The sequence below is a fragment of the Saccharopolyspora sp. NPDC045941 genome (assembly GCF_056431445.1).
The window spans coordinates 59,823-82,451 of record NZ_JBWKKU010000008.1; the positions used below are offsets into that span (position 1 = coordinate 59,823).

19 protein-coding genes are annotated in these 22,629 nt (G+C 69.0%); 8 read left to right on the forward strand and 11 right to left on the reverse strand.

Translation table 11 applies throughout. The features are described from left to right. Positions 1-49: 49 nt before the first annotated feature. The 4 genes from AC07FN_RS08535 to AC07FN_RS08550 form a co-directional block, all read right to left on the reverse strand. Positions 50-466: an alkyl sulfatase dimerization domain-containing protein gene (locus AC07FN_RS08535; RefSeq protein ID WP_478395044.1), complete on the reverse strand. Its 417-nt coding sequence runs from the start codon at positions 464-466 to the stop codon at positions 50-52. 18 nt (positions 467-484) lie between these two features. Further along, entirely contained in the window at positions 485-1,318 is an 834-nt protein-coding gene (locus tag AC07FN_RS08540) for an MBL fold metallo-hydrolase (protein WP_478395045.1), read from the reverse strand. A 209-nt stretch (positions 1,319-1,527) separates the two neighbouring features. Further along, entirely contained in the window at positions 1,528-1,953 is a 426-nt protein-coding gene (locus AC07FN_RS08545; protein WP_478395046.1) for a hypothetical protein, read from the reverse strand. Between the two features lie 42 nt (positions 1,954-1,995). Beyond that, positions 1,996-2,904, reverse strand: a complete 909-nt coding sequence (locus AC07FN_RS08550; protein ID WP_478395047.1) for a TetR/AcrR family transcriptional regulator — start codon at positions 2,902-2,904, stop codon at positions 1,996-1,998. On the opposite strand from AC07FN_RS08550, the gene AC07FN_RS08555 reads away from it, so the two are divergent. From AC07FN_RS08555 to AC07FN_RS08565, 3 genes are all read left to right on the forward strand, one after another. After that, positions 2,824-4,170, forward strand: coding sequence for an alkyl sulfatase dimerization domain-containing protein (locus AC07FN_RS08555; protein WP_478395048.1), 1,347 nt, complete (start codon positions 2,824-2,826; stop codon positions 4,168-4,170). The two genes, AC07FN_RS08550 and AC07FN_RS08555, sit on opposite strands and share 81 nt — an antisense overlap. Before the next feature lie 152 nt (positions 4,171-4,322). Beyond that, complete coding sequence (locus AC07FN_RS08560) at positions 4,323-5,495, forward strand: NADH:flavin oxidoreductase (protein WP_478395049.1); 1,173 nt, start codon at positions 4,323-4,325, stop codon at positions 5,493-5,495. 32 nt (positions 5,496-5,527) lie between these two features. Then, positions 5,528-6,301 carry an SDR family NAD(P)-dependent oxidoreductase gene (locus tag AC07FN_RS08565; RefSeq protein ID WP_478395050.1) on the forward strand — a complete coding sequence of 258 codons (774 nt, stop codon included), beginning with the start codon at positions 5,528-5,530 and terminating at the stop codon, positions 6,299-6,301. Between the two features lie 51 nt (positions 6,302-6,352). Here the strand turns inward: AC07FN_RS08565 and AC07FN_RS08570 are convergent, their stop codons facing one another. The 4 genes from AC07FN_RS08570 to AC07FN_RS08585 all read right to left on the reverse strand — a co-directional run bounded on the left by AC07FN_RS08570 (position 6,353) and on the right by AC07FN_RS08585 (position 11,932). Continuing rightward, on the reverse strand, positions 6,353-7,642 hold the full coding sequence (locus AC07FN_RS08570) for an MFS transporter (protein WP_478395051.1): 1,290 nt from the start codon (positions 7,640-7,642) through the stop codon (positions 6,353-6,355). Positions 7,643-7,671: 29 nt separating this feature from the next. Then, positions 7,672-8,874 (reverse strand): acyl-CoA dehydrogenase family protein, encoded by a 1,203-nt coding sequence (locus tag AC07FN_RS08575; protein ID WP_478395052.1) that lies wholly within the window; start codon positions 8,872-8,874, stop codon positions 7,672-7,674. 228 nt (positions 8,875-9,102) lie between these two features. Then, entirely contained in the window at positions 9,103-10,659 is a 1,557-nt protein-coding gene (locus tag AC07FN_RS08580) for an acyl-CoA synthetase (RefSeq protein ID WP_478395053.1), read from the reverse strand. Positions 10,660-10,690: 31 nt separating this feature from the next. Then, positions 10,691-11,932 (reverse strand): M20 metallopeptidase family protein, encoded by a 1,242-nt coding sequence (locus AC07FN_RS08585; RefSeq protein ID WP_478395054.1) that lies wholly within the window; start codon positions 11,930-11,932, stop codon positions 10,691-10,693. A 286-nt stretch (positions 11,933-12,218) separates the two neighbouring features. Between AC07FN_RS08585 and AC07FN_RS08590 the strand changes: the two genes are divergently transcribed. Next, positions 12,219-12,824: a TetR/AcrR family transcriptional regulator gene (locus AC07FN_RS08590; RefSeq protein ID WP_478395055.1), complete on the forward strand. Its 606-nt coding sequence runs from the start codon at positions 12,219-12,221 to the stop codon at positions 12,822-12,824. 391 nt (positions 12,825-13,215) lie between these two features. After that, a complete protein-coding gene (locus tag AC07FN_RS08595) occupies positions 13,216-15,963 on the forward strand; it encodes a toll/interleukin-1 receptor domain-containing protein (protein ID WP_478395056.1) in 2,748 nt (915 codons plus the stop codon). A 262-nt stretch (positions 15,964-16,225) separates the two neighbouring features. Here AC07FN_RS08595 and AC07FN_RS08600 read toward each other — a convergent pair whose 3' ends face one another. Next, the gene (locus AC07FN_RS08600; protein ID WP_478395057.1) at positions 16,226-17,884 is read right to left on the reverse strand and encodes a pyridoxal-dependent decarboxylase; all 1,659 of its coding nucleotides are present in this window, start codon (positions 17,882-17,884) and stop codon (positions 16,226-16,228) included. Positions 17,885-17,900: 16 nt separating this feature from the next. Next, the gene (locus AC07FN_RS08605; RefSeq protein ID WP_478395058.1) at positions 17,901-19,262 is read right to left on the reverse strand and encodes a M20/M25/M40 family metallo-hydrolase; all 1,362 of its coding nucleotides are present in this window, start codon (positions 19,260-19,262) and stop codon (positions 17,901-17,903) included. Positions 19,263-19,569: 307 nt separating this feature from the next. Here AC07FN_RS08605 and AC07FN_RS08610 point away from each other — a divergent pair, with 307 nt between their 5' ends. From AC07FN_RS08610 to AC07FN_RS08620, 3 genes are all read left to right on the forward strand, one after another. Further along, on the forward strand, positions 19,570-19,752 hold the full coding sequence (locus AC07FN_RS08610) for a hypothetical protein (protein WP_478395059.1): 183 nt from the start codon (positions 19,570-19,572) through the stop codon (positions 19,750-19,752). 108 nt (positions 19,753-19,860) lie between these two features. Continuing rightward, a complete protein-coding gene (locus AC07FN_RS08615) occupies positions 19,861-20,283 on the forward strand; it encodes an SRPBCC family protein (RefSeq protein ID WP_478395060.1) in 423 nt (140 codons plus the stop codon). Positions 20,284-20,856: 573 nt separating this feature from the next. Then, positions 20,857-21,204 carry a hypothetical protein gene (locus AC07FN_RS08620; protein ID WP_478395061.1) on the forward strand — a complete coding sequence of 116 codons (348 nt, stop codon included), beginning with the start codon at positions 20,857-20,859 and terminating at the stop codon, positions 21,202-21,204. Positions 21,205-21,404: 200 nt separating this feature from the next. Here the strand turns inward: AC07FN_RS08620 and AC07FN_RS08625 are convergent, their stop codons facing one another. Then, complete coding sequence (locus AC07FN_RS08625) at positions 21,405-22,622, reverse strand: cytochrome P450 (RefSeq protein WP_478395062.1); 1,218 nt, start codon at positions 22,620-22,622, stop codon at positions 21,405-21,407. Positions 22,623-22,629: the final 7 nt, after the last annotated feature.

Consider the following 22,629-nt stretch of genomic DNA (forward strand, 5'->3'; position numbering starts at 1 on the left):
CCGGATTTCGCAAGCAGTTGTCAACGGCCAATTCGAACGCAATCGCTTCCTATGCGAAGGGGCGCTTGGCCTCGGCGCTGGCGGCAGCGGACCTGTAGAGGTTCGTCGCCATCAAGCTGGTCTCCTGGGCAGCGCGGTCGGCGTAGAGACGTGCTACGCCCTCGGCGACGTCGGCATCATCGGGGGCCGCTTCCACGGCGTAATCCGCGAGATGGCAGGCCAGCGCCATGTTGCGGGGCGCGAGTTCGGTGGCGCGAGCGAGTAGTGCGCCGGCGCCGCCGGCCAGGGTGGCGAGTTCGGTGGCCACGTCGGCGCGCGGGGCCGGCTTGAGTTCGCTCGGACGCCCACTCCACCAACCGCCGAAGTAGCGGATGACGTTGCGGACGATGAATTCGGCCTCGTCGTAGACGGGTTGCAGCCAAGGCGCGTCGGATTCCGGCAGGTCCACGCGGCGCACGATGTCCACGTGCGGGGGCGAACCGTCTTAAAGGACTGCCAGCGTGCGTTCGACGATCTCCTCGAGGAAGCCCGCCGTGTCCAGGAGGATGCGGCGGACGAGTCCGGGGTCGTTCACGACCGGCCCGCCGTGGCCGGGGCACAGCGAGGCTGCACCGGTCTCGGCCATCGCGCGCAGTCCCTTGGCCCAGTCCCAGGGATAGCGCTGTGCTTTCTGCGGATTGCCCGCGTTGGGCACACCCCAGATGATCAAGTCACCGGTGCACAGGACGCGGCGTTCGGGGCAGTAGACCCAGGTGTGGTCGTCGGTTTCTCCTCGACACGCGTGCAGCTCGAAGGTCGTTTCGCCGACGCGGAGTTCGAGGGACTGCTGGTAGTAGCGCGTCGGCGGGTATTCGGGAAAACCGAAGCGCAGATCCTCGGACTCGAAGGTGGGGTCGTCGGTGCGGCCGCCGAACTGGCGGCTGTTGATCGTCGCGTTGTGCCGCGGGCTGCGCGCGTAACGTGCGAATCGTTCGACCATGTTGGCCTGGGCGACGATCTGCGGTGCGGTCTGACCTTCGGTGAGGAAGGCACCGAGGCCGAAGGCGTGATCGACGTGACCGTGCGTGTAGATCGCGGTGTGCACTGGTAGATCGGTGCGGGTTCGGATGTGCTCGGCCATCTCGCCCGCGAACAGGCGGGTTCCCGAGTCGACCAGCACCAGGCCCTCGTGGGTGGCGAAGGCCGTGACACCAGAACCAATCGACGCGAACCAGGTGTCCTGTGCGACTTCGATCGGTCCGCCCGTCCAGAAGAACTTCGCTTCCTGCGGGGTCCGTTGGGCCGTGGACGTCCACTGACTTGCGGGATTCTCTGCCATTCGGGGTCCCCTTCGTGCGTGGGATCTTCTCGGTGCAGCGTGGAGTGCGGCGAGACCTGGCGTGGTCGGCGCGGGTTCGCTCATCCGGTGTGCACTGCGACCTGGTCGGCGTGCGGATGCCCATCCGGACGTTTTGGCAGCCCTTGTCAGCCAGCACTGCGGACGATGCCGTGACACCGGTACTGGGCCGTTCTTCGTACCCGGCGTGGTTAGCGGTGCTTCCGGCCAACTGGAGTTGCGTGCGGGATGGACGCAGCACGCCGGTGCAGCTTTCGGTGCCATGGCGGCCCGCCGACGGCCACCGCGGCGGCCAGGGCTGCGGCGGTGATGAAGGGCGCCCACCAAGTCCATTGGTCCAGCAGCAGCTCCAGCCCGACGGCACCCACGACGAGGAGCACCTTGGCGACGACCAGGTGGCGCAGCGGCGGGTACGCGGAGGTCAACCGTCCCAGCCGCCTCCTGGCGAGGTGCAGGATGGGCGGTAGCACCAGGACGAGTACGAAGAGGCGTAGGGCGTGCTCCCAGACCGGAACGTCCCAACCGAACGCCCAAGCCCCGCCGATCACCAGTGCGGCAACGGCATAACCGAGACGCACCGTTGTCCCTATCGGGCCGGCGTCTTCTTCCGCTCTCATCGGGAAGTCTCCTCACTGGTCATATGACGCCCGCGGTCGATCTCACCCGCGTGGAGCGGACTCGGCGGCCGTCAGCAAGCCGGTGGCCGCGTCGATCAGCGCCACGACGAAGGTTTCGGTGGCAGGCCCGTCGCTCCGGGTTTCCGCGGACGCGTTCCGCTGCTCCAGGTCGGCGAGCGCCGAGATGATCAGTTGTCCGGCCCACCGAACTCGGGGGTGGACCTGGGGTTGGGTCAGGAATGGAAGGTGGTCGGCGACCAGACGGCCGACGGCTACCGCTTCGTCCAGTCCGGCGATCTCGGGCAGCGCGGTCACATCGCGCCCGACGTAATCGAAAACTCGATCGAGAAAGCGGACGTAATGACTACCGGGTTCGGTGGCCTGCTCGGCCAGTGGCCGAACCAGCACCTCGACCAGATGCCACGGTTCGCCGAGGCGACCCTCGTCCTCGGCGAGTTTCAGCAACTGTCCGCGGCGGGTGTCGATGTCGTTGAGGCGATAGTCGAAGATCGCCCTGATCAGCGTCGGCTTGTTCTGGAAATGGTATTTGGCCGCCGCCGTGTTGCGCTGCTCGGCGTCCGCGCTGATCTGGCGAAGCGAGGTCGCATCGATTCCCTGCGTCGCGAACAATTGCTCAGCCGTGCGTAGAATTTGCAAACGCGTTGATATTTCCAACGTGATCCAGCTTCTTTCCAGCTCATCCGACCGGTGATCCGAGTCCGTCGGGCAACGGCTCGGCAACTCCGCGAACAACATTACAGTGCCGCTCGGGTGGACCTCCGATCGATCCTCGCTATCGACGTAAACGAGTAAATCATGTGGTTTAATGGGTGTCAACGCGCCGTCCAACATCACAGCGAGGAGATTCTCATGTCTGATTCGTCCAGCGGAGCGGCCGGGGCGCAGGCCCAGCAGAAATCGGTGGACTCGCGACTGGGCTCGGGTGCGCATGCTCTGATGCGGCAGAACTTCGGAAACATCGGCAACGCGCAGTTCCAGCACGTCGCGGCGCGCGAGGTCGCTGCCCCGAATCCGCCGGAGGTCGTGGAGGTCGCGTCGCGTACCTTCATGATCCAGCCCGGGATGGCCAACGTCGCGCTGTTCGAGACCGATGACGGCCTGCTCATGGTCGACTCCGGCTGCGCAGGCGACGGCCCCGCGCTCTTGCACGCGGTCCGTCAGCTGAGCGCGCAACCCCTGCACACCGTCGTGTTCACGCACGGGCACGTGGACCATGCCTTCGGGCTGTGGGCGTTCCTGGAGGCAGGGGAACGGCCCCGGGTGGTCGCGCACGAGAACCTGCTCGACCACTTCGCGCGCTACACCAAGACGGCGGGCCTGAACGCCGCCATCAACGGACAGCGTCCCGGCGCCAACGGCCGCAGCTGGCCGAGCGCCCCGGAAGACTTCGTCGTTCCAGACGTCACGTTCCGCGACGCCCTGGAGCTGCGCATCGGTGGCGAGCGATTCGTGGTGCGCCACGCCAAGGGGGAGACCGACGACGCCGCGTGGGTCTGGGCGCCGCAGCGGCGGGTGATCGCGGCAGGAGACTTGGTGGTCGGCTACCTGCCCAATGCCGGCAACCCCCGCAAGGTCCAGCGGTACGCGGAAGAGTGGGCCGACGCCGCCGAGCAGATGGCAGCTCTCGGCGCCGACTACGTGATCACCGGCCATGGCGACTGCGTGCGTGGCGCCGAAGCGATTCGCGACGAGCTGCTGACGATGGCCGAGTACCTCCGGTACGTCGTGCGCCACGCGCTCGACGGCCTCAACGCCGGCATGCGGCCCGATGACATCGTGGAATCCCTGGTGATCCCACCGCACCTGGCCGCGCACCCGCGCCTGCAGCCCCACTACGACCGTCCGGAGTTCATCTGCCGCAACGTGATCCGCCGCTACGGTGGTTGGTGGGACGGCAATCCCGCAAACCTGCTGCCTGCACCGATGGCTGTTCAGGCGGGGGAGATCGCGCGCCTCGCCGGCGGTGTGGACGCGTTGGTCGCACGGGCCGACGAGCTTGCGGACAGCGATCTGCGACTGGCCTGCCACCTGGCCGAGTGGGCGTTCCTGGCCGACCCGCGTTCATCCGCGGTCCAGGACTGCTACGTCGCGGTGTTCGACCGCCGTCGGGACGGCGAGCGGTCGCTGATGGGCAAGCTCGCGTTCTCCGAACCGAGCCAACGCGTCAACGCGCAGCGCGCGGAAGCGGGCCGCTGACCGGTGTTCCCAGGCTGGTTCGGCGAACCCACTGCCCGCGTCCCCGGGCACGGGCAGTGGGTTCGCCGGTCAACGGTTCTGGCGCCACATGCGCATCCTCGGCGACGGGCGATGCAGCAGCGCGCTGACGCCCCCGATCCACAGGAGACTCCATGGCTGCCACTCCGATTCCCGATGTGTTCTCGCCGGGCAAGATCGGTCCGCTGACGCTGCGGAACCGCACGATCAAGGCCGCGACGTTCGAAGGACGCAGTGACGGCGCGCTCGTCACCGACTCGCTCATCGAGTTCCACCGGCGCCACGCGGCCGGAGGCGTCGGCATGACCACCGTCGCCTACTGCGCGGTCGCTCCCGAGGGGCGCACCCAGTTCGACCAGATCTGGATGCGGCCCGACGCCGTCGCGGGACTGCGGCGGCTCACCGACGCCGTGCACGCGGAGGGAGCCGCGGCTTCAGCGCAGATCGGACACGCCGGGCCGGTCGCCAACGCCAGGTCCAACGGGATGGCCGCCCTCGGGCCGAGTCGGAGGTTCAACCCGCTGGGCATGCGCATGACCCGCCCCGCCACGGAGCAGGACATCGACCGCATCGTCCAAGCCCACGGCACGGCCGCCCGGCTGGCAGCGGAGTCCGGGTTCGACGCGGTCGAAGTCCACCTTGGACACAACTACTTCGCCAGTTCGTTCCTCAGCCCGAGGATCAACACGCGCAGGGACGGCTTCGGCGGCTCGCTGGGCAATCGGGCGAAGGTGGCGCGCGCCGCCGTCCGGGCCGTCCGCGCCGCCGTCGGTGACAGGATCGCGATCCTGGCCAAGTTCAACATGGACGACGGTGTCCCGGGAGGCTTCTGGCTGGACGAGGCGCTCCAGGTCGCCCACTGGTTGGAGGCGGACGGCGCGGTCGACGCGTTGGAGCTGACCGTCGGCAGCTCGCTGCTCAACCCGATGTACCTGTTCAAGGGGAAGGTGCCCGTTCAGGAGTTCGCCGAAGCGCTGCCGCAACCGCAGCGGCTGGGCATGCGAATGCTCGGGCGAGCGTTCCTCCGCGAATACCCCTACCGGAACACCTACCTGCTCGAAGAAGCCCGCCAGTTCCGCGCCGCCCTCACCCTGCCGCTGGTACTGCTGGGCGGCATCACCGACCGAGCGGACATGGATCTGGCGATGTCGGAGGGTTTCCAGTTCGTCGCCATGGCCCGCGCCCTGCTGCGCGAGCCGGACCTGGTCAACCGGCTCCAGCAGGACCCCTCGATCCGCTCGCTGTGCATCCACTGCAACAGGTGCATGCCGACCAACTTCTCCGGCACGCGCTGCGTGCTGGCCTGACCCCGAAGCCCGTTTCCACGGAGGAGGTTTCCATGACTGCTTTCGTCCCCGTCGAGAACCGCTTCGCAGGTCGTGTCGCCGTGCTCACCGGTGCCGCCTCCGGCATCGGACGCGCCACGGCGCTGCGCCTGGCAGCCGAGGGCGCCACCGTGCACGCTCTCGACATGAACGCCGCGGGCTTGGAGGAGACCGCGGGTCTCGCGACCGGTTCGCCCGGCACCGTGCGCACCCGCGTCACCGACGTCAGCGACCGCGCCGACTGCTTCGCCGCGGTCGCGGACGTCGTGGCGGACTCGAGCCGCTTGGACGTGCTCGGCAACATCGCCGGCATCGCACGGTACGAGCACGCCACACAGGTGAGCGAGGCGGACTACCGCGCGATGATGGCGGTCAACCTCGACGGGCCGTTCTTCCTCTGCCAGGCAGCCATCCCGCATCTGGTGGCCAACGACGGGAACATCGTCAACGTGGCATCCACCGGCGGACTCATCGGGCAGGCGTACACCGCTGTCTACACGATGAGCAAGGGTGCCCTGGTACAGCTCACCCGCTCCTTGGCCGTCGAGTTCATGAAACAGAACCTGCGCATCAACGCAATCGCGCCGGGAGCGGTGGAGACACCGCTGGTCACAGGATTCACCATGCCGGACGACGTCGACCTGTCCCTGACCGCCAACACCCTGACACCACGCCCGATGGCCTCTGCGGACGACGTCGCCGCCCTGTTCTGCTTCGTCGCCTCCCCAGAAGCCCGCAACATCAACGGTGCCGTACTCGCCACCGACAGCGGCGTCACCGCCGCCTAATTGGGCGAGGACTGTCTGATGGCACCGTGCTTTGCTGCCCGCGGGAGTGCGTCATCCTTCGTCGGTGGTGACTTCCCGGCATGCCTGCTTGGTGCTGTCGCGGGCATAAGGGCGGTACAGGGCGGCCGAGGCGAGGCCGTTCGCCACGGTGAGCGCGACCGTGATGAGCAGCAGCGCGGGTTGCAGCCCGATCTGGTCACCGAGGTAGCCCGCGAGCAGCGCGTAGCCGCCATATGCGAGGGACTCGACCAGGTAGACGGAGACGGCGAAACCCAGGGAACGCAGGTGTGGTGGGACGACCGCCATCACGAGCGGGCGGTTCACCACCGGGACCTGCCCTTGGAGCAGCCCGAGCATCGTGAACAGCACCACATACGGCGTGATGCCCTCCGCCGTGACCTGCAGCGTGACGAAGGCGATGGCGGCGAAGGCGAGCTGGCTGACCTGGAGCATGATCACGCGGCCGCTTCGGGGGAGGGCCAGGTGGAGGCGGTCCAGGAGTCGCCCCCCGAAGAGGGTGCCGGCGACGTACCCCAGCGAGAACGGCAGCGCGGCCAGCGATGCCGTCGAGGTCGAGAACCCGCGTTCCTCGACCAGGAACACGATCCCGAAGCTCATCATCACGTTCTGGCCCGAGAACAGCCGCTGCGCCAGCAGGTAGCGGAAGCTGCGGATGCGAAGCAGTTCGCGCAGGCCGTCGCGCGCCTTTCGCGCCTTGGTCCCGAGTTCGTCGCGATGCGGCGCGCTGCTGGCGGCGGTTGGCCTGGGATCGTCGAGGAAAGCCAGGATCAGGACACCGATCATCAGGCAGACCGCGCCCGAGCTGAGGTAGCCGTAGCGCCAGCCGTTGTCGAGGTGCGCCAGCAATCCGAACACCGGGGCGCTGGCGCCGGTGATGATCGCGACCCCGGCGTAGAGGATTCCGGTGGCGCGGCCCCGGTGGTGGTCGTCGTAGACGTCGCCGAGGATCTCCAGGGCAATGGCACCGGAACCGGCGAAGCCGGCGGCGCCGATGCCGTAGAACACGAGGAACAGGGTGAAGTTCGCGGACATGCCGGCGGCGATGATCCAGACGCCCCAGAACCCGGAGCAGATCGCCAGGATCGTCCGTCGCGAGTACCGGCGGCCGAGCATCGCCCACGGGACGCTCGTGGCGGCGCCTGCGACCTTGGCGACCGCGACGATCGTGCCCAGTGCTGCCGCCGACAGCCCGAAGGCGTCGCGCATGAGCGGGAACATCACCGTGGTGATGCTGTTCTCGGCGTTGTCCATCGAGGTCGACGCGGTGAGCAGGGCGAGGTTCTTGCCACGCGACCAGCGGGTCCCGTGCCCGGGTGTCACGGCGGCCCCCTCGGTCCGGGTGGCGGGGCTCACCGCGGGGCTCCGGCCGCCGGTGCGACGCTTCCCGCGAGGCCCTTGGCGATCGCGTTCTTGTGGATCTCGGTGGTGCCGGTGACGATCCGGAACATGCGCAGGGTGCGGAAGATCTGCTCCACCTCGTGCCCCTGCGTGACGCCGGTCTTGCCGTGGATCTGCACGGCGAGGTCGGCCACCCGGAAGGCCGCTTCGGCGGTGAACAGCTTGCACATGTTGGCCTCGACGACGATCGGCTCACCGCGGTCGGCCTGGGCCGCGGTGGCCAGCACCATCGCGCGGGCGGCATGCAGGTCGGTGGACATCTGCGCGAGGTGGTGCTGGATCGCCTGCAACTCGACCATGGGGCCGCCGAAGACGGTGCGGTTACGGGCGTGGTCCAGCGACAGCTGCAGGGCGCGCCGGGCGAGGCCGATCATGGTGGGGCAGTGCAGCAGACGGTTCATGTTGATCCGGCCGACACCGACCTGCAGCCCCTTGCCGAGGGGACCGAGCACGTTCGCCGCGGGCACGAAGCAGTCTTCGAGGAGGATGTCGCCCTCGATGTGCTGGCCGGACATGGGGGTGTCGCCGTCGAGCACGGTGCAGCCCGCAGCGTTGAAGTCGACGATGAACGCGCTGTACGTCTCGCCCTCGTCGTGATGGCGGGCGACCACGATCGCGAAGTCGGCGAAGGGAGCTGCGGAGCTGAACACCTTGCGGCCGGTCAGCCGATACCCGTCTTCGTCGCGCCGGGCGGTCGTCGTCATCCGGCGGATGTCGGAGCCGGCCTGGGGTTCGGTGAGCGAGAAGCAGCAGGCCCGCTCGCCTTGGACGACCGGTAGGAAGTACCGCTCCAGCTGCTCCTGGGTGGCGACGTTGAGCGCCACGCCCACCCGCAGCGGCCCGCCCATGTCGCCGAGGACGTTCGGGAACAGCGACGACCCGCGGGCTGCGGCTTCCTCCTTGAGCACGCACAGGTCGTGGTTCGACAGTCCGTGGCCGCCCAGCTCCGGAGGCAGGTTGATGCCGTAGAAGCCGAGCTCGCGGCTGCGGCGCCACACCTGCCGCAGGGTCGCCCTGTCGATCCGGGTTTCGGCGGTGATGCCGCGCTCGCGCTCGAACGGGATCAGCTCCTCGTCGAGGTAGGCCCGCAGCTCGGCGACCCAGCCCTGCAGCTCGGGCAGGTGGCGGTAGTCGGGTTCCAGCGTGAAGTTCATCGGGCACTCCTCGGAGTTGGTTGGTGGATTCGTTGCTTGCGCACTCTCTTCGCGGAACCTCAGGCGCTTCCTGGACGGTGGGTGCCCCTCCTGATGCATGTCCAATGCACGGCGGAGGGGCCGTCCTCGCCAGGAAACCCTGAGAACCCGCCGGTGGTTGCGCTGCATAGGTGGATGCAAGCGGCTGCCGCCGCTTCGCAGACGCGGACGGCATTCGCCGACAGGCTCTCAGTTGACCCGGCGGTCGGCGCCGGCCCAGTAGGTCTCGCGGATCGCCTTCCTGTCGATCTTCCCGTTCTGGTTGATCGGCAGCGCATCGACGAAGTCGACCGATCGCGGGCGCTTCATGCGTGCCAGGTGTTCGCCGCAGAACTCGATCAGCGCCTCGGCGTCCACAGTGGAACCTGGACGCCGCACCGCGACGGCTTTGACCGCCTCGCCCCACTGGTCGTCGGGTACGCCGACGACGGCGGCGTCGTAGACGTCGGGGTGGCGGTGCAGCACCGCCTCCACCTCGACGCAGTAGATGTTGAAGCCGCCGGAAATGATCAGGTCCTTCTTCCGGTCGACGATGAACACGTAGCCGTCCTCGCGGCGGGTGGCCAGGTCGCCGGTGCGGAACCAGCCGTCCCGGAAGCTGCGCGCGGTCAGCTCTGGGGCCTCGTGGTAGCCGGGCACCACCTCCGGGCCGCGGACCACGATCTCGCCCACCTCGCCGGGCGGCACCTCCCGGAAGCCGTCGTCCACGACGAGGACCTCGGCTTCGGTGGCCGGTCTTCCGCACGAGGACAGCAGCTCCTGCTCGCCGTCCTCGATGGCCCGCCGGTGGTCCTCGGTGGTGAGGAACATGACCGCCGAGGTGGTTTCGCCCGCCCCGTACGCCTGCGCCAGGACGGGGCCGAAGAAGTCCCAGGCCGCACGAATCCGGGTCGGCGTCATCGGTGCGGCGCCGTACACCACGCGCTCCAGGCTGCTCAGGTCGAAGTCGTCGCGCGAACAGGTCTGCAGGATGAAATTGATCATCGTCGGGATGAGCAGCGCGTGCGTCACCCGCTCCCGCTCGATGGTTTCCAGCACCTGCTCGGGCTCGAAACCGCGCAGCACCACGAGGCAGCCACCGGCGAACACGATGCCGATGATCGGCATTCCCGACGCGTGCGTGATCGGGCCGACCAGCAGTTGCCGCCCGCCGGGGCCGACGCGGACTTCGGGGCTGGAGGCCAACTTGCGCATGAGGGCCAGCCGGTTGCCCTGCGTCTGCGCCGCCGCCTTGAGGGATCCGGTGGAGCCGGAGGTGAAGTGCAGCACCGCAGGGTCCTCCGGGCGCACGTCGGCCCACGCGGGCGGCGCGTCGGTGCGGGCCAGGAAGTCGGCGTACCCGTGCTGCGCGCCCACGGCGCCGGGTAGCCCGACCACGTGCTCGACCGGGCTGTCGGCCGCCGCGGCAACCGCCACCGCGACGTGCTCGGGACCGGCGAGCAGGGCGCGGGCGCCGGATTCGCGCAACAGGTGCGCGACCTCGCCCTCGCTCAGCCGGGCGTTGATCGGCACCCGCACGAAACCGCCCTTGTAGAGCGCGAATTCGGTCACCACGAGTTCGGCGCAGTTCCACGACAACGTGGCGACCCGGTCACCTGCGGCCAAGCCGAGGTCTTGGAGAGCGGCGGCGAGCCGGTCGGAGTCGTGGTCCAGCTGGGCGTAGGTCATCCGGGTCTGCTCGCAGACGACGGCCTCGGCTCCGGGCTGGTGCACCGCATTGCGGCGCAGGAACTGGGCAAGGTTCATGGGGGGCTCTCTTCCGGTGAATCGGGAAAGGTCAGCGGGCTGCCGGTGCGTGTGCGGTGAGGGTCTGCGCGGCGAGGAGCGCGAGCGCGGCAGCCTGGTCGCCGAGGACGGCGTCGTCGAACATCGCGTGCGGGGAGTGGTTCGGCGCGGGATCCCCGTCGAGATCGGGGGGACTCGCCAGCAGCATCAGCATCGTGGCCGGCACGTGCTGGGCGACGTAGGAGAAGTCCTCGGCGCCCATGGTGGGATGCGGCGCCGCGAGGACCCGGCCGCCGAACGCCGCACGCAGGACTTCAAGAGCGCGCTCAGTGGTCGCCTGATCGTTGACGACGCTTGGATAGCCGGTGGTGATCTCCGCGGTCGCCGTGGCGGAGTGCGCCTCGGCGATCCCGGCGACGACGCGGGGAAGCTCGGCCTCGACCCTGGCAAGCGCCTTGGGGGACGTGGTCCGCACGGTCCCGCTGAGCCGGGCGGAGCCGGGGATGACGTTGCTGGCGCCCGTCCCCGCGGCGAGGTTGGTCACCGACAGCACCACCGGGTCGAAGACGTCGAACCGGCGGGTGACGTAGGACTGGAGTCCCAACACGATTTCGGCCAGCACCGGCACCGGGTCGACCGCCTCGTGCGGCCGGGAGCCGTGGCCCCCGCGTCCGGACACCTCTGCGGAGAACGTGCTCGAACTCGCGGTCACCGTGCCGGCCCTGGTCAGGAAGGTGCCGCGGGGGCCGGGGCCGACGTGCGCGGCGTACGCCGCGACCGGGCGTTCACCGGTCACGTCGAGCAGCCCCTCGTCCAGCATGAGCCGGGCTCCGCCGAACCCTTCTTCGCCGGGCTGGAACATGAACACGACGTCGCCGACGAGCTCGTCGCGGTGCGCGTGCAGGAGGTGGGCAGCGCCCACGAGTCCGGCGACGTGGAGGTCGTGGCCGCAGGCGTGCATGGCTCCGTTGGTCGACCGGAAGGGCAGGTCGGTCGCCTCCTGCAGCGGCAGGGCGTCCATGTCGGCGCGCAGCAGCACGGTCGGGCCCGGGTGGGTGCCGCGAAGGACCGCGACCACCGAGGTCAGTGCCGTTCCGGTGCGCACCTCCAGATCGAGGGGGGCGAGCGCCGCGATCACCTTCCGCTGGGTCTCCGGCAGGTGCAGGCCCAGTTCGGGTTCTGCGTGGATCGCCCGTCGCAGCGTCACCAGCTCAGGCAGCAGTGCCTTTCCCCGGGCGATGAAGCGTTCGGCCGGCGTGGCCGGGGATCGAGGACCGTCCGCAGCGATCTTCACGGGGCAGCTCCAGGAGTGAACGCGAATTGAACAATATGTATGTTCTTGAACAATGTGTTCGCGATCGTACGGTGGGTCGCATCGGCCGTCAATGCGCTTCTGCCGCTGCGAATCGTCGCTGCGGCGACGGCGATCGTGGTCTCGAAAGGGGTCGGTGCGGGCGCCAGCCCGGCGACGTGCAGGGCATGCAGGTTCGGGCGTGGCCCTCTGCATCGCCGCCCGCAGGGTGGGGAATCATGAGTTCGAGACCCGCCGAACCGAGGACCTGACGGAGAGGAGCCGGGCCATGTCACCGCAGTCCGGAGGCGGCGACCGACGGGTGCGCCGCACCCGCAGGGCGATCCGCGAGGCGCTCGTGGAGCTGTGCGCCGAACAGGGCTTCGGCTCGCTCACGGTCGAGGACGTCCTCGACCGCGCGGACGTGGCGAGGGCGACCTTCTACGCCCACTACAAGGCCAAGGAGGACGTCCTCGTCGACATCGTCCGCTCGCTCACCGAGGATCGGGCGGCGTGGATGGCGGAGTACGAGGCCCAGCGCCCCGATGGCTTCACCGGCTACCCCCTGCGCAGCATCTTCACGCACGCCGAGAAGAACGCCGCGGTCTACCGGGTGATCCTTCAGGGCGCCGGCGACGGCCGGCCGTTGCGCGAGTTCTACGAACGGACCAGTGAAGAAGCCCAGGCCCTGTTCCAGGCGCGGGCTGAAGAATCCGGCCACGCCCCGCGCATCCCCGTGGAACTCGTCGCGCGCGCGTGGGCGGGCGAGCTGATCGGGACACTCGTGTGGTGGCTCCAGGGCGACACGGGATACACCGCTGACCAGGTGGCCGCAATGCTCAGCGACCTCTCCATCCACGGGCGCCGCTGGGCCGCGGAGCCGGCATCCAGCTGAGCCGGCAGCGGGCACATCTCCAAGGCCATTCGTTTTCGGGGGCAAGGTCGCACTGCGGCCAACTCGGCGCAGCTGCTGGGGCCCCCAGAACGGCGTGAGCCCGGTGAGTCGAGGGGGCTCACGCCGGGAGCTGTGGGGGCCGGAGGATGAGACCTTCCCCGGCTGCCCGACCGCCCTCTGCCGATCCGTCTCGCTCAGAAGACCGCGCCGAGGCGTAGCCAGACCTCGTAGATTTCCACGTCCTCGATGCTCTGGCCGCCGGGGTTCCGCGCGCATCCGAGCCGGCCGAGACGCCACCAGGCTGAGGACCCCCTCCGCTTCCCGCAGTGGGGAGCCCCGCCGAGTTGATCGATCTGGATAGCATCCGCATGGTCGGCATCGAGGGGGAGTGATGAGCCAACCAGAGCCGGTCCGACCAGTGCACTACAACGCATTCATCTCCTACAGCCACGACAGTGACGATGTCTTCGCGCCCGCTTTCCAACGACAGCTGGAAGCGTTCGCCCGGACCGGACGCAAGGCGCGGGAACTGCGGGTCTTCCGTGACGACGCGAACCTCGCGGCCGACCCCGATCTGTGGCAGGGCATCGAGCGAGCACTGGCCACCTCCGAATGGCTGGTGGTGCTGGCATCCCCGGACGCCGCGAACTCCCCTTGGGTGGGCAAGGAAATCAAGTGGTGGCTGGAGCACCGCACACCCGAGCGGATTCTCATCGGCCTCACCGCCGGTGAGCTGGCTTGGGACACTGCCGGCGGCGATTTCAGCCGCGACAGCACCGCCGTGCATCCAGCGCTGCGCGGTGCGTTGCCCGGCGAGCCGAGGTGGATCGATCTGCGCAGGCTGCGGGCGATGCCGAAGCTCGACGACAGCGATCCCGGCCTGCAGGAAGCGGTCGCGGAGTTCGCAGCCCCGCTGCGCGGTGTCGAGAAGGACGAGCTCATCGGGGAGCACATCACCTGGTTGAAGCGGGACCGGAAGCGGACCCGGACCGCGCTCGCGGTGGTCTTGGTACTGCTCCTGCTGGCGGTGGTGGCCGGCGCGCTCGCGGAATCGCAGCGTCGGCGGGCGAACGAGGAAAGCAGGGTAGCCACCGCTCGGTTGCTCGCGGCGACCGCGGTCGACGAGTCCTCGACGAACTCGGCCGCGGCGCAGCTGCTGGCCGCCGAGGGCTACCGCCTGCACCGCGACCAGCGCACCTCGGCCGCGTTGTTCCAGACCGTCAACGACAACCCCGATCTCGTGCGGCAGCGCGTACTTCCCGCCCCGGTCACCGCGCTCGCCGCCACCGCCAGCGGACTCGCGTTCGCGGGAACCACCGACGGGCGGCTCATCCGCTGGGACCAGAACACCGGCACCACGACCGAAGCACGGCTGGGTGACCTGCCCATCACCGACGTGGCCGCCAGCGACGACGGCGCCGTCGCCGCCGCGACCGACGGGCAGCGGATGGCGCTCTGGCGCGTCGGCTCGGAGCCGATCAACTTCGAGGCGCAGCAACCGGGAAAGGTGGCGGTGTCGCCGCAGGGCACGACAGTCGTGGTGCTGACGGCCCCTGAGATCGAGCCGCAGTACGTCGTGGTCTTCGATGCCACGACCGGCACGACGCGCGGGCGCACCCCGTTGGTCGACCGGTACTGGGACGAGGTCGGCATGCCGGACGAGGCGACGATTGCACTGGCCGGCGGCAACGGGGGAGTCTGGCAGCGCCTGCGGCTCGCGGACCTGTCCGTCGGCGTCAGCCAGTACGAGCAGACGTCCCCGCCCGGCTCGGGTGTCTCGGCAGCCTCCGATGACGGTGCCTTCACCGGTTTCCTGGCCGGGTGGGGAAGGGTCTTCGACACCGGCACCAACTCGACCGAGCCTGGCTACTCGGCGGTCAACAGCCCCTTCACCCCGGAGGCGTACGAGATCCGCCGGGACGGCAGGAAGATCGCCGCGTCGGGTGGCGGCGAGCTCTGGCTGTCCGATGTCGGCGCCATGCACGAGAACCGGGAGAACCGGGAACTGCCCGGCGCGGGAGGCGCCCAGCACGTGGCCTTCGTGGGTGATTCGGACCGGCTGATCACCGCGAAAGGCGCCACGGTTTCCGCCTGGGATCCGAACCAACGCCCTCGATTGCGGACCGACACCGGCCAGTTCACCGTCCCAGACACCTCGCGCTCAAGCGCCCCCGTCCGGCTGGCGGTCGCACCCGACGGACGTCGAGCGCTGCTGGTAGGCGCAAACGGCGAAGTGGTGCTGCACGACCTGCGAAACGGCACGAGTACGGAGATGTCGAGCCCGGCAGACGAACTGGTCCCGGCCTGGCTTCCCGACGGCACGCCGGTGGTGATCGGACGAGCGGGCTGCAGCATGTACGAAATGCGGGGCGACGACACGAACATGGTGTTGGATGCCGGCGGGCCATACGCGGTCGACGCCCGGATCACCGCCGACGGCCTGCACGTCGTCTGCATGGACCAATACGGCGGGACGTCGATGCGGCGCATCGGCGACGGGGAGACCGTCGGCAGCGTCGGTCAGGAACAACCGGTGGACGTGAACCTCGGCGACAGCGTCGGTGCCACCACGATCAGCGCGGACGGCCGGTTCACGGCGTGGCTCAACGGGCCGAGCGTGACCGTGAACGACACCGAGGAAGTCGAGCAGGTGACCGTGCCTGGCGATGCGCTGACGGTGAACTACGCCGGCGACCGGCTGCTGGTGGGCCGCGCCGATGGATCGCTGGACGTGCGGGATGCCTCTGGCGCCAACCTGATCCGGACCATCCCGGGCGGCACCGCGTTCGCCCGCCCACTGGCCTGGGTGCCCGGCACGCCGTTCATCGGTCGCCTCCGCAACGACGGCGCCCTCGTGGTGATCGACATCGACGCCGGCACCGTGCTCGGTGAGCTGCTCCTACCGGACTCCAACGGCTCCATGGCCCGGTCACCGTGGGAAGCGACCGCCATCGCCGGGGCGGGCGCGACCGGCGAGCTGCTGACCGCGACGCCCAACGGCGAACTGGCCAGCTGGGCGCTCAACGAGAAGTCCTGGCTCGGGCTGGTCTGCGAGTTCGCGGGCCGGGACCTGCAGGGGGCCGAATGGCGCGAGGTGACCAGCTCGGAGCCGCCATCGGACCTCCGCTGCCGGCGGTGAACCCGGACGATCCCCTTGGCCTCTCGCATCCAGCCCGGGGACTCGCTGTGCGGGCGGATGGCGGATTGCGCGCAACCTGGCGGAATTCTCGCCGCTGGTGAACGGGTCTCGGCGCCGTCGCATGCCTCCGTGAGCGTCCGGGAAAAATGAAGTTCCCGGTGGTTCGTGACGTGGCATGCGTCCTTGAATTCCGTCGGCTGCCGGCCGCGGGTTTGCGGCCGGGGCGGTCGCAGCGCGGTCCGCCCCGGCCGGGGTCAGCGGGTCACATGAACCCGCGGTTGGTGCCCAGCAGGGCCTGCCATTCGGCGGTCTCCGCCGCCTGGTACGCCACGGGCGGTGCGGCCTGGCCCCCGGCGCCGTCGTGCTCGAACGCCGTGCGGTCGGTCTCCAGGTCCTCCAGGAGGCTCTTCAGCGCGCCGTCCTCGGAGACGTGCGGCATGACGAACAGGTGGCACAGCGTGGTCGTCTCGTCGATCGGGACGCTCGCCAGCGAGTACTTGCGGACGATGTGCTTGTTCGGTTGCAGGAACTGCAGGCTGAGCGTTTCCGGCGTGTAGCCGGGGCGCAGGTCCTTGCCGAGCCGCTTCCCGAGTTCCTTGAGCTTGTGGTAGGTCTGGCGGGCGAGTTTGACGCTCGCGGCGATGCGGCGGACCTGCTCCTCCTCGGAGTACCTGGCGAGCTGGTGCCACAGCACGATGGGTGAGAAACCGTTGCGCGATCCGCCGAACGTGGTGTCCGGCGAGGCCACGTAGGCGGCCATCGGCGGTGGCTGGATCTCGAACTCGCGGCGCGTCATGTAGACCCCGCACGGCCACGGCGATCCGGGATACTTGTGGCCGCTGGTGACGATGGAGCAGACCTGCGGGATGCGGAAGTCGAAGTCCGGGATGTCGACCTTCTCGTCGCCCAGCATCCCGGCGTCGTGCGCCTTCTTCAGGTACGGCAGGTAGGAGGCGCCCAGCGCGCCGTCCACGTGTATCCAGAACGCCTGCCGTTTGTCCTTGATCGGCGTGCCCTTCTTGGTGTTGACGGCGAACTCCCGCTCGCCCATCGAGTAGCGGTTGAACACCTCCTTCTGGAGCCGCTGGGCGATCTTCCCAACGTTGTCGTAGGCGCCCTTGAACGTGGTGCCCAGGTTGCAGACCACCAGTACCGGGTGCCCCTTCCGGGCGAAGAAGTCCACAGTGGTCACGAGCCGGTCGATGTTGACGCTGCCGTCCGCGTTGGACGGGATCTCGGCGGGCCAGCCGTCGTGGTAGCCGCAGGTCTGGTACTCGTGGGACCCGCTGTAGTACTTGTTTCCGACCTCACCGAAGGTGGGGATGGCGAGCGTGTGCGCGGCCTTGGCGACCGAGTAGTGGCTGTCCTGCGAGAAGAACGCCACCGGCTGCAATGCGTTGGCCCGCTTGGCCGGCGTGTCCAGGTAGGGCGCGCTGGCCGTGGCCTGCGACATGAGCAGACCCGGGTCGTCGCCGGGGTTGGCGAGCAGGATCTTGCCGGACAGGTAGTCCCGGGCGTTGAGCAGCCCGTAGACGTTGCCCTCGGAACTGCCCATGGACAGCACGTAGCCCCACGCGCTCTTCCACGCATTCTCGCTGCTGGACCGGTCGTACGGGCTGATGCCCCACAGCTCCGCGTACCGCTTGAGCACCGCCTTCTCCAGCGGCTTGGTGTGCGTGGCGAGGTTGGAGTCGACGTAGGGGTCGCCGATGTTGTTGGTGTGCACGCCGAGGAAGTGCGACAGGTCCTCCCGGACCGAGTGCAGGTCCTGGTTCACCTGGTAGCCGAGGAAGCGCTCCTGGTAGTAGTCCAGATAGTTCTTCAGCTCCCCGAGCCGGGCCTTGCGCTCTTCGTCGCTGAGCCCCTTGCTGGTCAGCTCGAACGACTTGTCGTCCAGTTCGGGTGGTTTCTGCTCGGTCATCTCATCCTCCACGTGATCACTGCTGGGACAGGGCTTTGAGGAACAGGGCCTGGGCGAGCGTCATCCGCTGCAGTTCGCCGAGGTGGACGCTCTCGCCGGGCGCGTGGATGCGGGCAGCGGGCTCCTCGCAGCCCCAGAGCAGCACCGGCGCGTCAGGTTTGCGGGCCTGGAGCAGGTTGACGAGCGGGATCGAGCCGCCTTGGCCGAGCGTGGTGGGGGCCTGCCCGTACGCCTCCTGCAGCGCCGCCTGGGCCTTGGCGAAGGTGGTCGAGCCGGTCCGGGCTTCGAAGCCCTCGCCGCCGCCGGCGTAGGTCACCTCGACCGGCAGGGACCACGGGCGGTGCTGGTCGATGTGCCTGCGCAGCGCCGCGACCGCGTCGGTGGGCTTCTGCCCCGGCGTCAGCCGGATGCTCACGCGGGCGGTGGCCTCGGGCTGCAGCGCGTTGAGAGACCGGTGCACGGGTGGCGGAGCCCCGTCGAGCCCGGTCACGTTGATCGACGGTTTGAAGTAGAGCCGTTGCGCCACGGACCCGGTGCCGATCAGCGGTACGTCGCTGCGCACACCCGCGTTCTGCCGGTAGGTCGTCTCGTCGGGATAGCCGGCACCGGTCCACGGCTTGCTGAGCAGTCCTTCGACCGCCACGTCTCCCTTGTCGTCGTGCAGCGTCGCCAGGATGCGGGTCAACGCCATGAACGCGTCCGGGGCCGGACCGCCGTACATCCCCGAGTGCACGGGCGCGTTGAGCGTCCGCACCGTGACGTCGGCCTGGGCGATCCCGCGCAGCGTGGCGGTCAGCGCCGGGCGCCCGACCGCGATACCACCGGTGTCGGCGACGACGTAGGCGTCGGCCTTGAACCTGTCCTTGTTCTCCGGCTTCGCGAGGTACTCCTCCAGCGAGCCGGTGCCGCTCTCCTCCTCGCCCTCGATGAGGATCTCCAGGTTCACCGGCGGGTTGTTGTCGAATGCCCGCAGCGCGCCGACGTGCATCATGATCCCGGACTTGTCGTCGGCCGCGCCACGCCCGTGCAAGCGGTCGTTCACCTCCGTGGGCGTGAAGGCTTCCGTCTCGGCCCATGACCCGGCCGGTTGCACGTCGTAGTGCGCGTAGAGCAGGACCGTCGGCTTGCCCGTCCGGCCGGTGACGCTGCCGTGCACCAGTGGCGCCTTGCCGGGCCCGAGGTCAACGGTCGTGGCGTTGCCGACCCCGGCCCCCTTCAGCAGCGACACGACCTTGTGGGCCGCTTCCGCGGTGGCGCCGTCTGCCGTGGACCTGATCCTGACCAGGTCGCACAGGTCGGATTTCAGGGTGCTCATGAGCGACGACACCTTCTGCTTCAGCGCGGCGTCGCCGGACGTCGTGGCGGTATCAGTGAGCATCGGACTCCTCGTGTCACACGCGCGGGACCACGCCGCCCGCGCGCGGCGCGAACGGCGGCGAACCCGTCTGTTCTGGGAAGATCCCCGCCGGGGTGGAAATCGGGTCAGGAGCGCAGCACGGTCAATGCGATCATCCACAAAGGATTGGTTCTTGCCGTGCGCGGCGACGGTGGAAGACCGGCTTGCCATGGGGAGGATGTGGGCAACTCGCGCACCCTGACCTCTCGAACGTTGGCGAAGGGGACAACTCCTGTATCCCACAGCCGCGGAACCACTGGCGACCGGATCGGGCCACCTTCACTCCCCAGTGGTCGAGAACCCGCGTTCAGCCCAGAGCTATTTCACGATCCGTGTCTCTCGCTGCGACGAATGGTTGATCACGCAGCGGCAGACCGGTGCTGACGGTCAGTTCGAGGCGGTAGCCGGCGCGGGGGTCAGCACCGGGATCTTGGTGTCCTTTTATTCGATCAACGCGTTGGACGAGCAGTGATCGCGAGTCGCATGGATGGCCGAGAGCTGCGATCGGCTCGTCCTGTTCCCGCGGCGAGGTTTCGCCAAGTCGGCCGGAACTCGGTCGTTCGGCGGTATGGTGCACGCGATGCGACACGAGACCACCGTGGCGATCGCCGCATCTCCGGCCGAGGTGTGGGCGGTGCTGGCGGACGTGCTGAACTGGCCCGAGTGGACACCCACCGCGACCTCGATCGCGGCGCTGGACGGTGAACTGCGGGTCGGCCACCGGTTCCTGGTCAAGCAGCCGGGGGTCGCCGCCGCCGTCTGGGCCGTGGTCGAGGTCGAACCGGGCACTTCGTTCGTCTGGGCGACCCGATTCGGGGGCAGCCGGATGGTCGCCACGCACCGGATCGAGGCCACGGACGTGGGCAGCGAAGTGCGGTTGCGGATCGACTTCACCGGCGGTTTCGCCGTGCTGCTGGCGCCGGTGATGGCGGGCCGCATCCGCCGGTTCGTCGAGGCAGAGGCCGCCGCCCTGAAGCATACCTGCGAAGCACCGGACCACTGATCTGCCTGCCGGAGCCGAAGTCCGGCCGCCCGCGTTCTTCGAACGCCCACCAAGGTGTGCGCAGGTGCAGGTCTGTGTGCCAACGGCGGCGGAATGCGGGCTCTGGTGAAGATCTGGCCCGGGGCGCGGCGGCGACGTTTCATTGAGCGTTTTTCATCCTGGTCGGCCCGCAGCCGCGGGCCGCAAAGGTGCACGTCGATGGGTGTCGCATGCGCCGCAGGCGCATAGCCCACCTACGACACTGGCACCGCCGCGGGTTCTCAGAGGCTTCCTGGCGAGGACGGCCCTGACGCCGTGTATTGGACATACATCAGGAGGGGCACCCACAGACCAGGGAGCCTTTGAGGTTCCGCTACCCGCACCGCCACGCAAAACGAGGTTGGAAAAACCTCATCGGAATTCCGGGGAGCGTTGGTGGCGGTGTGGGCGCAGTGGCTGAAGTCGCGGGCGAAGGGGGACGTTCGGGCAGCCGCACATGCCCGAACGTCGCCGCATGGCGGCAGTTTCCCTTTCGCGGTGGAAGTTCTCGGTTGAATCGGTGGTGCGATCGACATCCGATGAAGGGATTCACCAATGATGAAGCAGTCAACCAAGCGTCGGGCCGGCCGCGGTCTCGTGCTGGTCGCAACCCTGGGTGCGGCGCTGGTCACGGCGACGGCCGGCACCGCCGCAGCCGCCACCCCGGGCCAGTTCACCTTGTGCTCCAAGGGAGGCTACGACTCCTACGCCGCCTTCCCGGATTCGAACTCGTCCACTGTGATCGTTCCCGACGGGCAGTGCATCACGCTCGGCATCAGCGGCACGGAGCGGTACGAGATCCGCATCGCGAGCAACGATGAGACCATGGGAGGCGGCACGTACGACCCGCGCGAAGGGGTGACCGTCACCACCGTCGAAGGGCCCGGCTTCTTCTGGTCCTGACGACTAGGCGGGGCAGTGCGGACATCGTGCGCGCGGTGTCCAAACTGCCCCGTTCGCGTTCGGCCTGGACCTTCTTGCGGCGGGCCGTTCTCTTTGTTGGTGATGCTCTCCTCCGCAACAGAATGGCCGGCAGAGCCGCAGACCCGTCGACGATGGATGGCGTGGTGACGACGCGGGCCGAAGCTCGGGCCTTGGCGGGCTCAGTCCCAGTCCACCGGGAGCGACAGCACGCCGAAGATGCCTTCGTTGAGCTTGTAGCGGAGTTCCTCGGCGGGAACGGCCAGCCGCAGGCCCGGAATTCGCCGCAGCAGCGTGGGGAAGACGATCTGCAGTTCGGCCCGGGCCAGCGACTGGCCCACGCACTGGTGCGGTCCGAAGCCGAAGGCGACGTGCTGCCTGGACTTCCGGCGGATGTCCACTGTGTCCGGATCGGGGAAGGCCGTCGCGTCCCGGTTGGCCGACGGCGTCAGGGCCACGATCCCGTCACCGGCGCGGATGAGCCGGCCGCCCACTTCCAGGTCTTCGGTGGCGACACGGGTGGTGGCGAACTCCGAGATCGACAGGTAGCGCAGCAGTTCCTCGACCGCGCGGGAGGCGAGACCTGCGTTCTCGCGCAGCGCGGCGGCCTGCTCCGGGTGCTGCAGGAGGGTGAGGGCACCGAGCGAGATCATGTTGGCGGTGGTCTCGTGCCCCGCCACCAGCAGCAGCATCGAGGTGGTGAGCACGTCGGGCCGGGTGAGCTTGCCGGCCTCGTGCTGCCGGACGAGCCGGGAGACGATGTCGTCGGCCGGTTCCCGCTGCTTGATCGCGATCAGCTCGTCGAAGTAGCCCAGGATCGCCGCGTTGGCCTCCTGGGTCTGCTCGGGGGTCGTGTCGGCGTCGACCACGGCTCGGGTCCACTCGTTGAACTTGCCGATGTCGGCGACGGGCACCCCGAGCAGCCAGCAGATCACCGTGCTCGGCACCGGCAGCGCCAGCTCCGCGACCAGGTCCACCGGCTTCGGGCCGTCGATGATGCGGTCCACGCGCTCGTCGACCAGCCGTTGGATGGCCGGTCGCAACGCCTTCACGCGCCTGATGGTGAAGTCCGCCGAAACCATCCGGCGGAGCTGCCCGTGCTCGGGCGGGTCGGTCCGGATGAACCCGGGGTGGAAGCCGACGTCGACCAGGGTGCGCTCGGCCGCGGAGATGATCGGGAAGCCGGGTTTCCGCAGGTCGGCGCTGACCCGCGGGTCGCGCAGCACCGCGCGCACGTCGGCGTACCGGCTGATCAACCAGGTCCGGCTGCCGTCGGGCAGGACCGCCGGGGCCACCGGGGCCTCGGCCCGCATCCGCCCGTACTCCGCGGGTGGGTCCAGCGGGCAGCCCGGTGGCCGGGCCATCGGGAACGCAGGGGCCTCGTGCTGGACGTCGGTCATCGCGCCT